We start from the raw sequence: 19230 nt of genomic DNA, 5'->3' as shown, positions 1-19230 counted from the left end.
CAACAAGGAGGATATTGCAATGTTGAAATCGTTTAGGGCGTTGGGCCTTGCGGTGAGCGCCCTTGCGCTGACCCAACTGCCGGCCGCAGCCCAGACCAAGATTACCGATCAAGGCATCTCGGCGAGCGAGATCGTCATCGGAACCCATCAGGATCTATCCGGCCCGATCAAGGTCTGGGGCGTTCCGGTTTCCAACGGCATGAAGATGGCAGCCGAGGAAATCAATGCCGCCGGCGGTATCCACGGCCGCAAGATCAAACTGATCATCGAGGATAGCGGCTACGATCCGAAGCGCGCCGTGCTGGCGTCGCAGAAAATGGTCGAGCGCGACAAGGTCTTCGCCATGGTCGGCCCGATGGGTTCGCCCACCGTGCTCGCATCGCAGGACATCCTGTTCGATGCCGGCGTGCTGCAGCTATTCCCGCTGACGGCGGCCGAATTCACCTTCAAGTTCGATCCGGCGAAGCCGCAGGAGCGGCTGAAGTTCAACAATTTGCTGCCCTATGTCGAGAGCACGCGCGCGGCGGTCAAGTACATGATCGAGGGCAAGAACTTCAAGAAGCCCTGCATCATGTATCAGGACGACGAGTACGGAAAGAACGTGCTTGACGGCTTCACGCAGCAGGTCAAGGCGATGAAGCTGGAGCCGGCCTCGGTCACCAGCTACAAGCGCGGCGCTTCCGACTTCAGCGCGCAGGTCGCCAAGATGAAGTCCGACGGCTGCGATATGGTCGTGCTCGGTACAGTGATCCGCGAAACCATCGGCGCGATGGGCGAAGCCAAGAAGCTCGGCTGGGACGTCACCTTCCTCGGCGCCACGCCGACCAACGTGCTGGAAGTTCCGGCGCTCGGCAAGGAGGCGGTCGAAGGCCTCTATGCGGCTTCGGGCTTCGAAATTCCGTACGAAGACACGGCAAAGGGCAAGGTCAAGGACTGGCTCGCCAACTACAAGAAGATGTTTGGCTCGGACGCCAATACGCAGGCGATCATCGGCTACAACGCCATGACGACCTTTGCGTTCTACGCCGAGAAGGCAGGAAAGGACCTGACCGGCCAGAAGATGATGAACGCGCTGGAGTCAGGCGAGCAGTTCCGCGACATCTTCAACTCGCCGCCGACCAAGTTCTCCAAGACCGACCATCTCGCCAACACGATCACCCAGGTCCAGCAGATCAAGAACGGCCGCTGGGTGCTGGTGAAGGAAGGCCTGATGTTCTGAGGGGCGTCGCCTCTACCATCGGGACCTCAACGACAAAGGGCTGCGCGAGATGATCGCGCAGCTCTTTTTGTTTTTTGTGCCTTTCGCTCTGACGGCAAACGCCGTCATTGCGAGGAGCGAAGCGACGAAGCAATCCATTCTTTCCTGCCGCAAGATGGGTTGCTTCGCTTCGCTCGCAATGACGGTTGTTACTACTTCGGCTGGAACTCCGCCGAAACAACAAAGGGCTGCGCGATCGTCTCGTGCAGCCCTTCTGCTTCGCTATGTGCTCCGGGTTCGCGGCTAGCACGCGCCCCGGGATGACTTCGTCACTTCGGCCGTATCGCGTCAGCTGTACCCTGGATGAAGGCCTGCAGTTTCGGGATATCCTCTTCCTTCAGCTTGCCGGTGAAGTCAGGCATGCCGCGGTCGCGGAACGGGCCCTTGAACACGATGTCCTTCAGGTTGGTGATGGTTTCGGGGGCGACATAGCCGAGGTTCCGGATGTTGCCGCCGTTGTCGACGCCGGGCACGCTGTGGCAGGCGGCGCAGGCGGCGACATAGATGGCGGTGCCTTCGGGGATATCCTTCGGATCATACTTCACGCCCTTCAACAGCCCCTCGGTCTGGTACTTCACAAAGGCCGGCAGCGGCGCCTTGCCGTCGATCGCGAAGGTATAGACCGTGCCGGGGCTCTGCAGTTCGGTGGCGCGAATCCACTGGCCGATCACGCCGCCCCAGCCGACCGCGATCGACACATATTGCTTGCCGTCGAGCATGTAGGTCGAGGCCGCCGCGACCACGCCGGTGCCGGTCGGGCTTTCCCAGAGCTTCTCGCCTGATGTGGCGTTGTAGGCGACGAAGCGGCCGTCGGCGGTGCCCTGGAACACCAGGTTGCCCGCGGTGGTGAGGGTGCCGCCGTTCCACGGCGCCACGTGCTCGACGCGCCAGGCTTCCTTCTGCTTGACCGGATCCCAGGCCACCAGACGCCCGAAGGCGGGGTTCTTGGGGGGCGTAGCGTTCAGCTGGAAGCCGATATTCCAGCCCGTTGCGCTGGCGAATTTGCCGGGCTCGACGGCATTGTGCTTGAAGGCCTTTTCCGGCGTGAGGTTGGTGGGGATGCCCTGTGCCGGAATATAGACAAGACCGGTCTGCGGATTGAACGACATCGGATGCCAGTTGTGGGCGCCCGCCGGGCCGGGAATGCTGTCATACGCTTCGTCGCTGCGCGCCTCCTTTATCTCGATCGGCCGGCCGTTGGCGTCGTAGCCGGTCGCCCAATTCACATCGACGAAGTTCTTTGCCGAGATGAACTTGCCGTTGGTGCGGTCGATGACGAAGAAGAAGCCGTTCTTCGGTGCGTGCAGGATCACCTTGCGCGGCGCGCCGTCGATGTTGATGTCCGCCAGGATCATCGGCTGGGTAGCCGTGTAGTCCCAGTGGTCGCCGGGCGTTTCCTGATAGTGCCAGGCGTACTTTCCGGTATCGGCATTGAGCGCGACGATCGAGGACAGATAGAGGTTGTCGCCGCCGGAGGGGCTGCGTACTTTTTGATTCCACGGCGAACCGTTGCCGGTGCCGATATAGACGAGGTTCAGGTCGGGATCGAAGGTGATGGTGTCCCAGGCCGTGCCGCCGCCGCCATTGATCCAGTACTTGCCGGCGGGATCCCAGGTCTTCGCCGCGACCGCCATCGATTCGTCTTCGAACGGCTTTGACGGATCGCCGGGCACGGTGAACCAGCGCCATGCCTGGTTACCGGTCTCCGCGTCATAGGCGGTGACATAGCCGCGCGCGCCGAATTCGGCGCCGCCATTGCCGATCACCACCTTGCCGTTGAACACGCGCGGCGCGCCGGTGATGGTGTAGGAGTGCTCCTTGCTGGCGATGGTGTCCTTCTCCCAGACCACCTTGCCGGTGGCGGCTTCGAGCGCGAACAGCCTACCGTCATAGGCACCGAAATAGATCTTGCCCTTCCAGAGTGCGACGCCGCGATTGACCACATCGCAGCAGCCCTTGTAGCCCTTCTCGCGGTCGACCTTCGGATCGAAGGTCCAGAGCCGCTTGCCGGTGCGGGCGTCGATGGCGTGCACCACGCTCCATGACGCGGTCTGATACATGATGCCGTCGACCACGACCGGCGTCGCCTCGACGCCGCGGGAAGATTCGAGCGGATAGCTCCACACCAAGCCGAGTTTCTTGACGTTGTCGGCATTGATCTGGTTGAGCTTGGAAAAGCGCGTCTCGGCATAGTCGAGGCCGATGGTCGGCCAGTCCTGCGACGTCGCGGTATTGGCCTTGATCAATGCGCCATCCACCGCAGACGTGACGGCCTTGATGTGCTCGGGCGATCCCTTGGCGGGTGTCTGCGCCAGCGCGGCGCTGCAGGATAGCGTCAGGCCCAGCCCGACCGCGATCGCGGCCTGTGCAAGGCGCGCCGGTCGACGGGAAGTAGCGGCAATTTCAGGTAACGAACGGCAAGCAGAATTAACGCGCGGCAAACGTGTCATCTCATTCCCCTCCCAGTGATCTCTAGCGGATCTGCCGGAATGCTATGCCGGTGAGAAGGATCGCGTCAATCAATGCGGGGCGTGAAATGAAAAAGAGAAAATTCGTCTCGGCATGTTTCACTGAAACGAATGCAATCGGGCATGCCGGCTGCAGCGCACCATCGGCCGTGAGGCAGGGAAGATCAGGCAAGGAAAGCAGATTGTTGTCGACTGTCGCCGTGCAATATTTGCGCGCCGTCGGTCGGCGCGATCGCGTGATCAGTCTGCGGAGGCAGCCAGATAGCTTACGACGAGCGGAGCCACAGGGTTGTTGCCCACAGCGGCGAGCAGGGGAGAATCGGCTAATCGCATCACGCCGTGTTCGCCGATTGCAAATGTCGGCCGGTAGTTTCTGACATGCGAATCCTCGATCATCGCCATGCGGCGGTTGTCGAGCATCAGCCATCGCCCGTCCAGCCGCGCGGCGGCCACCGCATGGTCCTCGCCATGAATGGTGTCGTGCAGGACCACGATCCTGAGATCGTCGGGCGCGACGCCGGCGCGGCGCAGGGCGACGAATTTTGCAATCGCATAATCCTCGCAATCGCCACCGCCGCGCGCGAGCGTTGCGAGCGGCGACGTCCAGACGTCAATCTGGCCGTGTTGGGCGAGGTCGCTCATCGGCCGGATGACGAGATTGATGGCGCGGTTGATTTCGCCGAGTCGGGCGCGGCCTTCGCGCAACTGCGCGGCGTCGACGATGTCGAGGAATTTCAGCGCGGCCGGCGACACGCAGCCGTCACGGTCGCCCTCGCAGAGCGCAAGCTGCACCATTTCGTCGTCGAGCCGGCGTTGCACGCCGAGCCATTTGTCGCGCAGTCCGCCGCTCGGGAGGAGAGATGCGGCAAGCCCGAACGGCTCGGCCGATCGCTGGATCAATTCCGCCGGCGCGGACGGCTCCGCTATCTCGGCCCGCAGGCCGGCTGGTCCGAACCAGGCCAGGCCGCACGCGACGATGCCCGCACGCCATGCGCGCGAGGTGACTGACAACCCCATCTGACGCCCCTTGTCCGGGCATCGGCGGGCGTATTCTGCCTGCGCGTGACCGGATCATTTGCAGGGGGCAGGATGGGCGGAGGTGCTTTTAATCCGCTTAAAACGGGGGGAGGCTGGCCGCGAACTGCGAAACAGCCCAAAATAACCGCTGTCGATTTGGCGAGAATTTAATCGATCGGCTTAAGCAAGCCGCGCGCGCGGGGCTGTTGGAGACAGCCTTTAACTGCGCCTTATGGTTGATTTTCCGTTAATGTGACTTTTTTGTTGAAAATTGTCTGATTTGTTAGCTGGTTCACAGTTTGAATTTCAAAAATCGCATCATAGTCCCCGTGGAACCATGGGGAAACAGTGCCAGGTATATTTTTCAAATTTATACTTCGAATACTTGAAGTAATGTTGTTGAGGCCGGAGAATTCCGCCCGTATTGTTGCCGGGACAACCAGCGATACCTGCGATCTCCCGGGGGAATTCCACGAAGACCGACCCGCCAGGGCGTCACTTTCCGCGATATTAACAAGCATTGGGTGGTTCCGTGCGGGACCTTCCAATGATATGCAAGCTTAGATATTTCAATATTGTATAAATATTAACCTTAGCGGCAACGGTGCCATTTTGAGCTTGGCCGGTAAATTTACCGATGTGGTGTCGGACGCCCATGGTTCGCACCCCCATGGTTCCGTCCGCGTCGACAGCGTTTCGACGCATGCGCCGGTCGATGCCGTTATCGTTCCTGATGCCCACCTGCTGTTCACCGGCGATTTCAAGCGCTCGGGCGTCGACCTGGTCCTCACCAGCGGCGACCGCGAACTCGTCCTGCCCGATTACTTCAGGGGCGAGAAACGCGCCGCGCTGGCCTCGCCCGATGGCGCCCACCTCACCGGTGACATCGTCAACGCGCTGGCCGGGCACATCCAGCTCGCGCAGGCCGACGGCAGCGCCAGCGTTGCTCCCGCTCTCATCGGCCATGTCACCAAGCTGACGGGCAGCGCAACCGCGATCCGCAACGGCGTGTCGATCATCCTGAACCAGGGCGACACCGTCCACAAAGGCGACGTCGTCCAGTCCGGCTCCGATTCGACGCTCGGCATTACCTTCATCGACGGCACCGTGTTCGGCCTCGCGTCGAACGCCAAGATGGTGCTGAACGAAATGATCTACGACCCCAACGGGTCGGACAACAAATCGCTGCTCAGCCTGGTGCAGGGCACCATCTCGTTCGTCGCCGGCGCCACCGCCAAGAAAGGCGACATGAAGGTCGACACGCCGGTCGCGACCATGGGCATCCGCGGCACCGCGGTGCTGGTCGAGATCGATTTCGAGGTGCCGTCGCAAGGTGGTGCGCCGCCGGCGAAATTCCAGGTGCTGGTCGAACCCGACGGCACCACCGGCTCCTACATCCTGTTCGACAAGACCACGCTGACGCCGATCGCAACCGTCAACCGGGCCGGCACGCAGACGATCATCAACGGCCAGGGCTCGGTCACCTTTCAGTCGTCCGTGCAACTGTCGCCCGACGCGCAAAAGGTCATCAGCGACGTGTTTTCGCTGAAGTTCACCGACCTGAACAACCCGAACACCAAGCTGACGACCAACTTTACCGACTCGATCGTTCCGCAAACGTCGTTCCTCAAGCTGGCCAGCAACGACTTCGTGCCGGTGACGCTTCAGTTCGTCAATGTCCCGGACAAGCCTGCTCCATCGCCCGGCACAGGTCCCAGCCCCCATCTCGATCACATTCCCGGGCCGCCGGCGGCCGCCGCGCACGGCGGTTCGTTTACCGAGCGCGTCGACATCACCGCCAGCGCTGCCGTGGACAGCGTGTCCGGCATAGTCAGCTATGCCGACATCAATCCCGGCGACGTTCCGAGCGTCAGCACTGCGTTCTCCTCCTTCATCTATGCGAACGCGCAGAAGGCCGACGTCACCGCGACGCTGACGGCGGAGCAACTGGCCGCGATCAAGGCGGTCGAGGTGCCGCTGGTCGTGGTGCAGGACCCCAACGGCAAGAACACCGGCCAGGCGACCTGGACCTACAACATTGCCGATGGCGCCTTCGACTTCCTCGCCTCCGGCGAGACGCTGACGCTGACCTATATGGCGCGGGTCGACAACAACTACGCGCCGAGCAACGAGACGACGTTCGTGCCGTTTACGATCGTTATCACCGGCACCAACGACAAGCCGACGCTCTCCGCGACCGGCGGCACGATCACGGAGCGGATCGGCACCGGCAATACGGCGGTCGATACCGTGACCGGTACCGTCACCTTCGCCGACTCCGACCTGACCGACCGGCCCGTCGTCAGCGCCGCGATCTCCGCAACCGATCCGTTCCGCTATTACGATGCAGAGGGTAACGACGTCACCGCGACGCTGACGCCGGCGCAACTGGCGGCGATCCTGGCCGTCGAGGTGCCGCTCTCCGTGGTGCAGGCGGCCGGAAACACCCACAACGGTTCGGCGACCTGGACCTACAGCATCGAGGACAGCAAGTTCGACTTCATCGCCAAGGGCGAAAGGCTGACGCTCAACTACGTCGCCCAGGTCGATGATGGCCATGGCGGCGTCATCTCCACACCGATTACGGTCTCGATCCACGGCGCCGACGTCGTCGTCACCGGCACCAACGACCTGCCGACCATCGTCGCGACGAGCGCCGCCTTTGCCGAGTTTTCGAGCGCCAGTCAGCCGAACCCGACCGGCTCCAATGCGCTCCATGTCGCAGCCGGCACCATCAGCTTCACCGACGTCGACCTGACCGACCGGCCGGTGGCGAGCACGGCCTTCACTGCGTTCACCTACCTGAACGCATCCAGCATCGACGTAACCTCGCAGCTCACGGCCAAGCAACTCGCGGCGATCGCAGCGGTGGATGAGCCGCTGACGATGGTGCAGAATTCTGGCAATACCAATAATGGCTCGGCGAGCTGGAGTTATAGCGTCGCCGACAGTGCATTCGATTTCCTTGCCGACGGCGAAATCCTCAACCTGACCTACACGGCAACCGTGAATGACGGGCATGGCGGCGTGGTGACCAAGCCGATCACTATCACCGTCACCGGCAGCAACGATACGGCTCAAATCATCAGCGATCTGCAGGCCGCGACCATTTCGGAAGTCGCCGACACTCACGGTTCGACGACGCCGGATACCGCAAGCGGCATGATCAAGTTCATCGATGCCGATCTGACCGATACGCATGCGGTCAAGATCGCGAGCGTCCACGCCTCCGGCGTCACGACAGGCCTCGCCAACGGCGCGGTCCAACTTAGCTGGCTGTCGCTGAGCCCGCTGGCCGATTCCACCGATGGGAAGACCGGCTCGAAGTCCTGGTCGTTCTCGGCGCCGGATAGCTATTTCGACTACCTTGCCGATGGCGAGACGGTCACGCTGACCTACACCGTCGAGGTCGACGATCACCATGGTGGCGTCACGTCGCAGGATGTTATCGTCACCGTCAATGGCAGCAACGACGCGCCTGAAATCGCCGATATCGCGAAGCAGGGCATCTCCGAGCAAACCGATACCGCGCCGCTGACAACGACGATATCAGTCACTTTCACCGATCGCGACCTGTCTGATGTCGGCCACACCGCTGCCATCACCGGCGCCGCGGCGTCCGGCACCACCACGGGTCTTGCGCTCGACGAGGCGGCGCTGATCGCCCTGGTGACGCGGGGTACCGTGACCAAGGCCGCCGGCTCGTCGTCCGGCTCTGTCGATCTGTCGTTCTCGGCGGCCTCGACCGCGTTCGACTATCTGGCGAAGGGCGAAGTCCTGACCCTGACCTACACGGTTTCGATCGACGACGGCGACGGCGGCGTGACGCCGAAGACTTTTGTCGTCACCGTCACCGGTACCGACGATGCGCCGGTGATTGGGAACATCGCGCAAAAGGACCTGACCGAGCAGACCGATACCGCACCACTGACTGCCACGATCCCCGTCACCTTTACCGACGTTGACCTGACCGATGTCGGCCATGCCGCTGCTATCACCGGCGTGACGTTGGACGGCGATACCGACGGACTCGGCCTCAACGCGAGCGAACTGATTGCGTTGGTGAGCGCGGGAACCGTGACCAAGGCTTCGGGCTCGTCGGCCGGGTCCGTCAATCTCGGCTTCTCGGCGGCGTCGACCGCGTTCGACTATCTGGCCGAGGCCGAGTCCGTTACGCTGACCTATACGGTCGCGATCAACGATGGCGATAGCGGGATCACGTCACAGACTTTCACGATCACCGTCACCGGCACCAACGACGCGCCGGTCCTGACCGCGTCGGCTCCGTCGCTGATCACGATTACCGAAGACCAGACCGCGAATGCCGGCCAGACCGTCGCCTCGTTCCTCGGAGCCAGCATTGCCGACGTCGATCACGGCGCGCTGCAAGGCATCGCAATCACTGCGACGACCAGCGCGCATGGCCACTGGGAATATTCCACCGACGGCAGCACGTTCGTCGCTTTCCCGGCGGTGTCGGGCGGCTCCGCGTTGCTGCTGGCGGCGACCGACAAGGTCAGGTTCGTCCCCGACGGCGAAGATGGCGGGACGGACACGTTCACGTATGTGGCGTGGGATCAAACGACTGGCATCCACGGCACCATGGCGGACGCCTCGGCAGCGGGCGGCTCCACCGCTTTCTCCGTGACGTCGAATGTCGCAACGCTGACGGTCACGGCGGTCAACGACGCGCCGACCGCGGCCGCGCCCGCGACGCATTACGTTGCGACTGAACAAGCGCCGCTGGTCATCAGCGGCACCGGCTTGCATGTCGCTGATATCGATGGCAATGGCGGCACCGAAACGGTGACCCTCTCCGTCGGCGAAGGCATCCTGGACGTCGACCTCGGTGGAAACGACGTTTCGGTCACCGGCAACGGTACGTCCTCCGTGACGATCACCGGACTGGTCGACTACATCGAAGCGCTGCTCTCCGGAGACAATTCCGGCACGATAAGCTACAGCGCGAATTCGGACAATCCGAGCGCATCGACCGGCCTGACGCTGTCCGTCAACGACGCTGGCAACAGCGGATCGAACGGCAGCCAGACCGCAACCGCCACCGTGACCATCGATATCACGCCGATCAACGACGCGCCGGTCGCAACCGACGATGTCGCATCGATTACCGGCAACACGGGTAGTATCACCGGTCACCTGCTCGCCAACGACACTGACGCCGAACACGACACGCTTTCCGTGTCGAACGTCGTCAACGGCGTCGCGGCGTCTGGCCACATTACGGTTGATGGCACCTACGGCCGGGTTGTCATTGACCAGGCGACCGGCGACTACACCTACACGCTCGGCGCTACCTCCGCACAGGCGGCGGCGGTCGCCGCGCTGGACCATGGCGTTACCGTGCAAGACGATTTCACCTACACCGCTTCCGACGGGGCGCTCGGAAGCGATGGGCATCTCAAGGTGAACGTCACCGGCGTCGACGAGGCGCTGGTCCTGAGCGCTGAAAGCATCAGGGTTGAAGAGAACGGAGACGCCGCAGTTACCACCACCGTTTTCGACATCATTTTGTCCGATGACGACCAGGCTTCCGATGTGACGATCACGGCGAGGGCTTTGCACGGCGAGCTTTCATTGGTGGATGATGATAACGTCGGCGTTCTAGAGATCCATGGCACCGTTTCGGCGATCAATGACAAGTTTGCTAGCGGCATCATTTACACGCCGGCGGACAACAGCGAGAACGACATCGTCACGGTGACCGCCACGGATGCCCAAGGCCAGAGCGACACCCTGAACTTCATGTTCCAGCAATCCGGATCGGATGGTGCCACGCTGGCTGGGACGGGCGAGAAGGACGTCATTTTTGCAACTGGAGGCGAGGACACGCTGAGCGGCGGTGCGAAAGCCGACCAGTTCGTCTTTGCGCCGGAATATAGCCCGAGCGAGGATGAGATCACCGACTTCAAAGTGGGCGAGGACCACATCGACCTGCGCGCGTTCTCCGAGGTGCATTCGGATAACATCGATGCCTGGCTCGATAGCCATAAGTCGGAAACCGGTGCCAACGGCGCCGACACACTGATCACGCTCGACACCCACGACACGATCACCATCAAGGGTGTCACCGCCGCCAACCTGCATGCGAGCGACTTCATCGTGTCGCCGCATCACTAACATGGCGCTTCGCCATCCGCGCTAACCCGGGGATATCGATGCCATCTTCTGGCTTGTCTGGCGCCCTCAGTTAGCGAACAATCGAAGCCATGAAGCTCCGGGCCCTACCGAGGTGGTTCAAGCGGCGCATCGGCTATGCCCGGCTGCTGTGCCTTGCGCTGCTGATCGGGTTTGCCGCGCTGCGCCTTGCCGACCCGGCGCCGGTCGAGGAAGTTCGGGTCAGGACCTTCGATTTCTTCCAGCGGCTCGATCCCCGCAAGAAGACGGCGAGGCCGGTCACCATCGTCGATATCGACGACAAGAGCCTGGAAAAGATCGGCCAGTGGCCATGGCCGCGGACGCGGATCGCCGATCTCATTACCGAGTTGACCAGGCTGGGCGCCGTCGTGATCGCGTTCGACGCGGTGTTTCCGGAGCCGGACCGGCTCAATCCCTCCGATGCGGCCGATACGTTCCGCAACCTCGATGAGGACACCCGCGCCAAATTGCGGGCGCTGCCGAGCAACGACGAGGTCTTCGCCGAAGCCATCCGCAAGTCGCGCGTGGTGCTTGGTGAATCGGGGGCCGCGGAAGAACTGGCCGCGCTCGACAAGACACTTCCGGTGACGGGACTGGCGATGCTGGGCGAGGAGCCGCAACGCTTCATGTTCCAATTCCCGGGCCTGCTGCGCAACACCAAGGTGCTGGAACACGCGGCTGCCGGGCGCGGTCTGTTCACGATCAAGCCCGAGCGTGACGGCATCGTGCGGCGCGTGCCGATGATCATGCTGGCGCAGGGTCAGACCATGCCCTCGCTGAGTTTCGAGATGCTTCGGGTTGCCGCCGGCTCGGGCACGATCCTGATTAAGTCCGAGAAGGCCGGCATCAAGAGCCTCGGCATCAAGGGCTTTCAGCTTCCGACCGATGGCAATGGCCAGCTTTGGGTTCACTACGCCCGCCAAGATCCTTCGCTCTACGTTCCGGTAATCAACGTGCTGCAAAAGACCGTTGCGCCCGAAATGATCGCGGGCAAGCTGGTCCTGATCGGCACCTCGGCCGTCGGTCTCAACGACATCAAGACCACGCCGGTTTCGCAGAACATGCCGGGCGTGGAAATCCACGCCCAGATTCTGGAAAGCGCGTTGACCGGGGCGGTGATCTCCCAGCCGATCTACGGCATTGCGGTTGAATTCGCGACCGCGCTGCTGTTTGGGCTTCTGGTGATCGCGTTCGCGCCGTTGTTCGGTCCGATCACGCTGGTCGCGCTTGGCGGGGCGTTTGCGACCGCCCTGATCGGAACGTCGGCATTTTTCTACATACAGCACAGGCTCCTGATCGACTTCACCTACCCCTTGATGTCGACCACGGCGATCTACCTCACGCTGATCTTTTCGAGCTTCGTGCGCGAGCAGCAACAGCGCAAGCAGATCCGTGGGGCCTTCGCGCAATACATGTCGCCGGTGCTGGTGGAACAGCTCGCGCAGTCGCCGGAAAAGCTGGTGCTCGGCGGCGAGGAGCGCGAGATGACCATCATGTTCTCCGACATGCGCGGCTTCACCTCGATCTCGGAGACCTACAAGAACGATCCGCAAGGCCTCACCGCGCTGATGAATCGCTTCCTGACACCGCTCACCAACGCGATTCTCGCGCGCAAGGGCTATATCGACAAATATATGGGCGACGCCATCATGGCGTTCTGGAACGCGCCGCTGGACGACAAGGGCCACGAGCTCAACGCCTGCGAGGCCGCGCTCGACATGCTGGAGCATGTCGACGAACTCAATCAGGCGCGCGAGCAGGAGGCAAAGGAAGAAGGGCGTCCGTTCATTCCGCTCAATGTCGGCGTCGGTCTCAATACCGGCATCTGCGTGGTCGGCAACATGGGATCCGATCTCAAGTTCAATTATTCGGTGTTCGGCGATAGCGTTAATCTGGCCTCGCGCCTTGAGGGGCAGTCGAAGGAATATGGCTTCCCGATCATCGTCGGCTCCAGGACCGCGCTGGCGGTCAAGGACAAGTTCGCGATCCTCGAACTCGACTTCATCATGGTGAAGGGCAAGAAGGAGCCGGAGGTGATCTACGCCATCGCCGGCCGTGAGGACATCGCGCAGTCCGGCCGCTTCCAGCGCCTGCGCAACCTGACCATCGAGATGCTCTCCTGCTATCGCACACGCGACTGGGATGGCGCGCTGGCGGCGATCGCGCGCGGCCGCAAGACCGACGAGGCGCGCTCGCTGGAGCTGCTGTACAATTTGTACGAAGCCCGCATCCGCGGCTACCTCGAAAACCCGCCGCCGGAAGACTGGAACGGCGCCTTCGCGCTGCTGACGAAGTGAGAAGAACGTGGGATGGGTGGAGCGAAGCGATACCCATCAAATCCCCGCGCGGAAGCGTGATGGGTTTCGCTGCGCTCTACCCATCCTACAGACTCCCCGTGGTTATGAGTCTCGGGTCGCGCTTCGCTTGCTCGGGACGACAGCGGATATTGCGAGACCACCAACCGCTAACTACTCCGATGACAGGCGGACCATCTGGCGACCGCTATTCATTTCCTTGAGGCTGTTGACGTAGTTCTCGGGACGCTGCCAGCGGAGAGGCACTTTCAGTCCCATAAAACTTGCGATGCTGCCGATAAACGCCGTGCAATTGGATGTTTCCGCGTTCCAGACCGGTGAACTCGCTTGCAATTTCTTGATGTAAGCGAACACCCTTTTTGCGTCCGGCTCACTCAGGTAAACCCGGTAGCTCGCGGTCAGGTACTCCGGATCAAGATCGCCATAGCTCGCCCCGGTCTCGGACGGGACCCACGTCAAATGCCCCAGCACGTAGGCAAAGGTGTCTCCCGCAGGCGTGAGGCCCGCGACCTCAACTGCTCGCTCGCTCGTCTTCCCGTACCAGACGAAAGCATGTCCCCAGCTCGCCGCCGTCCTGGCTCTGAAATCGACGTAGTACGGGCCCTTGACCGTGCCCTGCTTTTGAGCCGCCTGTGCCGCCGGTCTTGGCTGGATAGGCGCGTTACTAGACACAAGCGCATTCGCGTCAGCCAACCGCTTGTGTGCCTCGTGTGCAGAAGCCGATGGGATTGTGCCTGGGAGCGAAGCTGCGAGTGTGAGTCCCGCAAGCAACCATGGTCCCAATCTGTTAGGTCGACTTGCCACGCTTCGCCCCTCAACCGTCGACGACAAAGGCAGGTTCAACGACCCTCGGTCAATGCCGTGCGCTAGTAGCGCGACACAACGGGCCCGGGCGCCTTGCCGATTGGGCTCTTCCCGACCGGGGTCTTGCCAATCGGCATCTTGCCGACGGCAGCTTGCTGATAGACGGGCTGTCGGCGTGGAATGTCGGCAGCGCTGGCGGCAGTCACCACGGCAAGCGTTGCACCCACTGCAATAGCAATCTTGATCACGGCAGTTCCCCATGTCGTTAGGCGAAACAAAGCATGCCTGCTGAGCGCTGCCCAGCAGGCATGCCGTGCACATGATCGTCGGAATACGACTACAGTACGGCGGAGGCGTTCAGCGAACGTGACCGCTGTGCGGCAGTTGTGAGACGGGCAAAATCCTCGAGCCCTATTCGTGCGGACCCGTTGGTTTGCCAGGGGCGGCGTTGGTTATGCTGAGGCGCCGCGGTGCCTTGTTTTCAAATGGGGTCATGGCTGTCTCCTTCAGATCAGGACAGCCAAGCCTGTACAGGCTGGAGCGCGCTCTGGATCAAGCCCCTCTCACTCCAGCCCGATCTGCGTCAAATCCTGAAACCAGTGCTGCGCCTGCACGAACTTCTTCACCTTCGGCGACAGTGCATGCGGGTTGGTATCGTGCACGACCCAGACTAGCGTGGCGTCGTCGACGATCAGCGCATGGGCCTGCGCCAATAGCTCGTCCTGCTTGGCGACATCAAACGTCTGCTTGGCCTCGTCGATCAGCGCGTCGACCTTGGGGTTCTTGTAGCCGCCCCAGTTGACGCCGACCGGCGCGATCTGGCCGGAGTGGAAGAAGCGGACGATCGCGTAGAGCGGATCTGACGTGACATAGGCGATGTTGTTGGAGGTGATGCCGGCGTTCATCTCGTCGGCCGCGCCCTTGCGCCATGCCGTATAGAGCGTCTCGAGCTCGACCACCTTGAAGTCAACATCGATGCCGATTTCCTTAAAGCTCTGCTGCAGGAATTCGTTCATCGGCAGCGACAGCATCTGCCCGGTGCCGCCTTGCGCGATGATGAAGGTCGCCTTCAGCGGCTTCTCCTTCGAATAGCCCGCTTCCTGCACCAGCTTCTTCGCCGCCGCGACATCGTATTTGAGTTCAAAGGACGGCTTGCCGAACCACGGGCTCGACGGATCGACCTGGCCCTTGGCGGGTTTTGCCAGGCCGTTCATCAGTCCGACCACGGCCTCGCGGTCGATCGCGAGATTGAGCGCCTTGCGAAGCCTGACATCGGTCCAGGGCGAGCCGGGCAATACGCTCAAATGATAATTCCAGACATGGGGTGTGACGTTGTCGACGATCTTCATGCCGGCGGATTCAAGCTGTGGCACCGCGTCCGGCGCCGGTGTCTCGATCAAATCGACCTGGCCTGCCAGCAGCGCATTGGTGCGCGTCAGCGCTTCCGGCATCGGGATCAGCACGATCTTGTCGGCCTTCGGAAGCCGCTTCTTGTCCCAATAGTCGGCATTCCTGGTCAGTTCAGCCAGTTCGCGCGGGACAAGTTTGGTCAGCTTGAACGGTCCGGTGCCGGAAGGCTGGCTGGCGAACTTGTCCCAGTCCTTGCCGAGCTTTTCATATTGCGTGGGGCTGGAGACCAGGAACCACAGCATCTGGTAGGGGAAGAAGGAATCGACCGCCTTGGTCGTGATCTCGATGGTCGAATCGTCGATCTTGGCGTAGCTCGCCACGGAGGGCAGGCGGGTTTTCACCTGCGCGCTCTGGCGCTTGTCGAACTGCGGTGCCTTGTCATTGAGCACCTTGTCCAGATTCCAGATCACCGCGTCGGCATTGAGTTCGCTGCCGTCGTGGAATTTGACGCCCTTGCGCAGGGCAAAGCGCCATTTCTTCTTGTCGCCCTCGTCGACTTTCCACTCGGTGGCCAGGCCCGGCACCAGCTTGCCCGGCCGGTCCGACACGTCCATCTCCCAGGCGACCAGCGGATCGTAGATCGTATAGGCCGAGAATTGGTAGGCGCCGGCGCCGCGATCCGGCTGGCCGGTGGTCAGCGGGATATCCGCCATCGAAATGCCGTAGCGCACAACGGTTTCCGCCCGCGCCGAAATCGTAGGCAAGCCTAAAGACAATCCGAGGATTGCCGCGGCAGCAAGAAGCATCGAATTTCGGGTGCGCATGAATTAAGCTCCATCGGGCGGGGTTTGGAGCTAAAAAATGCAAGCTTGATGCCAGATGGAGCATGGAAAGCGCGCTTGCATGCGCATTCACAGGGAGTTGTGCGGCTAATGGCCCCTCACGAAGCGCCTGCCTCAACGCCTGCCTTGGCACAGGCGTTGCATACCTTTGCATAAGAATTAGTCACCCAAGTCGAGAAGGAATTGCTGCATATGCGTAACGACAAATCGAAAAAGACGGCCACCGCGTGGCTGCTGGCAACGGCGCTGGTCGTGGGACTGCCGCAGCTCGCCGGCGCCGAAACGGTGCTGCGGATCGGCATGACGGCTGCCGATATTCCGCGCACGCTCGGCCAGCCCGATCAGGGTTTTGAGGGCAACCGCTTCACCGGCCTGACCATGTATGACGGGCTGACGGCGTGGGACCTCTCGTCGGCCACCAAGCCGAGCGTGATGATCCCGGGGCTCGCGACCGAATGGAAGGTCGACGAGGCCGACAAGAAGAAATGGACCTTCAAGCTGCGTCCCGGCGTCACCTTCCATGACGGCTCGCCGTTCAACGCCGATGCCGTGGTCTGGAATGTCGAAAAGGTGCTGAAACAGGACGCGCCGCAATTCGACGCCAGCCAGGTCGGCGTCACCGCCTCGCGCATGCCGACCTTGGCCTCTGCCCGCAAGATCGACGACATGACGGTCGAGCTGACCACCAAGGAGCCGGACAGCTTTTTGCCGATCAACCTGACCAACCTGTTCATGGCCAGCCCTTCGAAGTGGCAGGCGTTTTATGACAAGGCCGAAGGCGCCGACGCCAAGGCGAAGTCGCAGGCCGCCTGGGCGGCATTTGCGAAGGAAGCCTCGGGCACCGGCCCCTGGAAGATGTCGAAGTTCACGCCGCGCGAGCGGCTCGAACTGGTCAAGAACGAAGGCTATTGGGACAAGGGTCGCGTGCCCAAGGTCGACAAAATGGTGCTGCTGCCGATGCCGGAGGCCAATGCCCGCACCGCGGCATTGCTGTCCGGGCAGGTCGACTGGGTCGAGGCGCCGGCGCCCGACGCGGTCAAGGAAATCAAGCAGCGCGGCTTCCAGCTCCAGGCCAATGAATCGCCGCATGTCTGGCCGTGGCAGTTCTCGCGCATCGAAGGCTCGCCCTGGAATGACATCCGCGTGCGCAAGGCGGCCAATCTGTGCGTCGATCGCGAAGGCCTCAAGGAGGGCCTGCTCGCCGGGCTGATGGTGCCGGCAACCGGAACGTTCGAGGCCGGCCATCCCTGGCGCGGCAAGCCGACGTTTGAGATCAAATACGACAAGGCCGCTGCCCAAAAGCTGATGCAGGAAGCAGGCTTTGGCCCGAGCAAGAAGCTGACGGTGAAGACCCAGACCTCCGCCTCGGGATCGGGCCAGATGCAGCCCTTGCCGATGAACGAATATCTGCAGCAGGCGCTGGCCGAATGCTATTTCGACGTCCAGCTCGACGTCATCGAGTGGAACACGCTGTTCACCAACTGGCGCCGCGGCGCCAAGGATCCCACCGCCAACGGCGCCAACGCCACCAACGTCACCTATGCGGCGATGGACCCGTTCTTCGCGCTGGTGCGCTTCCTGCAATCGTCGATGGCGCCGCCAACGTCGAATAATTGGGGTTACATCAACAATCCCAAGTTCGACGAGCTGGTGACGAAAGCGCGCCAGACCTTCGATCCCGCAGCGCGTGACGCGGCACTCGCCGAACTGCACGCGGCCTCGGTGGATGACGCGGCGTTCCTCTACGTCGCCCATGACGTCTCCCCGCGCGCGATGAGCCCGAAGGTCAAAGGCTTCGTGCAGCCGAAGAGCTGGTTCGTCGACTTCTCGCCGGTGTCGATGGCGCCGTAAGGTCAGGAGCGTGATGCTTGCTCACCCTCTCCTCTTGCGGGAGAGGGTGGCTTCGATGCGTAGCATCGAAGCCGGGTGAGGGGTTCTCTCCGCGGATACGCGTCCCTCATTCGAAATGCTTGCGTCCGCGGATAGAACCCCTCATCCGGCGCGGACTACGTCCACGCCACCTTCTCCCACAAGGGGAGAAGGGAAGAAGAAAAAGTGACTCGTGTTTGCTTATATCGCCCGCCGTATCGTCTATGTGATCCCGATCGTGGCCAGCGTGGCGCTGGTGTGCTTCCTCTTGGTGCACATCACGCCCGGCGATCCGCTGGTAGCCGTGCTGCCGGCAGACGCATCGCAGGAACTCGCCGCGCAGCTGCGCACCGCCTACGGCTTTGATCGTCCGCTGCCGGTGCAGTTCGGGCTTTGGCTGTGGCGCGCGCTCCATGGCGATCTCGGCAATTCGATCGCTACCGGGCGTCCGGTGCTGTCGGAAGTGCTGCGCGCGGTCGGCAACACCGTCACGCTCGCGATTGCCGCAGCGCTGATCGGCTTCACGCTCGGGCTGCTGTTCGGCCTGATCGCCGGCTATTTCCGCGACACCTGGATCGACAAGGTCGCGACTTCGATTGCGATCGCCGGCGTCTCGGTGCCGCATTACTGGCTCGGCATGGTGATGGTCATCATCTTCTCGGTGCAGCTCAACTGGCTGCCCGCGGTCGGCGCCGGTCCCGGCGGCTCCGGCGCCTGGAGCTGGGATTGGGAGCACATGAAGTATCTGATCCTGCCTGCGATCACGACCTCGGTGATTCCGATGGGTATCGTCACCCGCACGGTGCGCGCGCTCACCGGCGATATTCTTTCACAGGATTTCGTCGAGGCGCTGCGGGCCAAGGGCCTGCGCGAACTCGACGTGTTCAAACACGTCATCAAGAACGCCGCGCCAACCGCGCTCGCGGTGATGGGGCTGCAACTGGGCTACATGCTCGGCGGCTCGATCCTGATCGAGACCGTGTTCTCATGGCCCGGCTCGGGATTACTGCTCAATTCCGCGATCTTCCAGCGCGACCTGCCGCTGCTGCAGGGCACGATTTTGGTGCTGGCGCTGTTCTTCGTGGCCCTCAATCTCTTGGTCGATATCGCGCAGGCCGCGATCGATCCGCGCATCAAGCGGGGCTGATTCA

At 62.1% G+C, this 19230-nt stretch carries 10 protein-coding genes; 5 read left to right on the top strand and 5 right to left on the bottom strand.

What is annotated here, in order from left to right:
- The first annotated feature begins 19 nt into the window (after nt 1-19).
- On the top strand, nt 20-1219 hold the full coding sequence (locus V1294_RS37815) for an ABC transporter substrate-binding protein (RefSeq protein WP_334504419.1): 1200 nt from the start codon (nt 20-22) through the stop codon (nt 1217-1219).
- Between the two features lie 308 nt (nt 1220-1527).
- On the opposite strand, the gene V1294_RS37810 is transcribed toward V1294_RS37815, so the two are convergent.
- Both V1294_RS37810 and V1294_RS37805 read right to left on the bottom strand, forming a co-directional pair.
- Nucleotides 1528-3708 carry a PQQ-dependent dehydrogenase, methanol/ethanol family gene (locus V1294_RS37810; protein WP_334504417.1) on the bottom strand — a complete coding sequence of 727 codons (2181 nt, stop codon included), beginning with the start codon at nt 3706-3708 and terminating at the stop codon, nt 1528-1530.
- A gap of 258 nt (nt 3709-3966) precedes the next feature.
- Nucleotides 3967-4743, bottom strand: a complete 777-nt coding sequence (locus V1294_RS37805; protein ID WP_334504415.1) for a transglutaminase-like cysteine peptidase — start codon at nt 4741-4743, stop codon at nt 3967-3969.
- Between the two features lie 612 nt (nt 4744-5355).
- On the opposite strand from V1294_RS37805, the gene V1294_RS37800 reads away from it, so the two are divergent.
- Together V1294_RS37800 and V1294_RS37795 are read left to right on the top strand one after the other, a co-directional pair.
- Nucleotides 5356-10881 (top strand): VCBS domain-containing protein, encoded by a 5526-nt coding sequence (locus V1294_RS37800; protein ID WP_442895415.1) that lies wholly within the window; start codon nt 5356-5358, stop codon nt 10879-10881.
- Nucleotides 10882-10970: 89 nt separating this feature from the next.
- Nucleotides 10971-13196, top strand: coding sequence for a CHASE2 domain-containing protein (locus tag V1294_RS37795; RefSeq protein ID WP_334504410.1), 2226 nt, complete (start codon nt 10971-10973; stop codon nt 13194-13196).
- 171 nt (nt 13197-13367) lie between these two features.
- On the opposite strand, the gene V1294_RS37790 is transcribed toward V1294_RS37795, so the two are convergent.
- The 3 genes from V1294_RS37790 to V1294_RS37780 all read right to left on the bottom strand — a co-directional run bounded on the left by V1294_RS37790 (nt 13368) and on the right by V1294_RS37780 (nt 16192).
- A complete protein-coding gene (locus V1294_RS37790; protein WP_334504998.1) occupies nt 13368-14018 on the bottom strand; it encodes a hypothetical protein in 651 nt (216 codons plus the stop codon).
- A 62-nt stretch (nt 14019-14080) separates the two neighbouring features.
- Complete coding sequence (locus V1294_RS37785) at nt 14081-14266, bottom strand: hypothetical protein (protein WP_334486189.1); 186 nt, start codon at nt 14264-14266, stop codon at nt 14081-14083.
- Between the two features lie 315 nt (nt 14267-14581).
- Nucleotides 14582-16192, bottom strand: coding sequence for an ABC transporter substrate-binding protein (locus V1294_RS37780; protein ID WP_334504408.1), 1611 nt, complete (start codon nt 16190-16192; stop codon nt 14582-14584).
- Nucleotides 16193-16402: 210 nt separating this feature from the next.
- Between V1294_RS37780 and V1294_RS37775 the strand changes: the two genes are divergently transcribed.
- Nucleotides 16403-18061, top strand: coding sequence for an ABC transporter substrate-binding protein (locus tag V1294_RS37775; protein WP_334486185.1), 1659 nt, complete (start codon nt 16403-16405; stop codon nt 18059-18061).
- A 211-nt stretch (nt 18062-18272) separates the two neighbouring features.
- Nucleotides 18273-19226: an ABC transporter permease gene (locus tag V1294_RS37770; protein WP_334504406.1), complete on the top strand. Its 954-nt coding sequence runs from the start codon at nt 18273-18275 to the stop codon at nt 19224-19226.
- Nucleotides 19227-19230: the final 4 nt, after the last annotated feature.

Origin of the sequence: Bradyrhizobium sp. AZCC 1678 (assembly GCF_036924765.1) — a bacterium.
GTDB lineage: Bacteria > Pseudomonadota > Alphaproteobacteria > Rhizobiales > Xanthobacteraceae > Bradyrhizobium > Bradyrhizobium algeriense.
The sequence above is the reverse complement of the archived record's forward strand: the minus strand, read 5'-3'. Positions and strand labels throughout refer to the sequence as shown.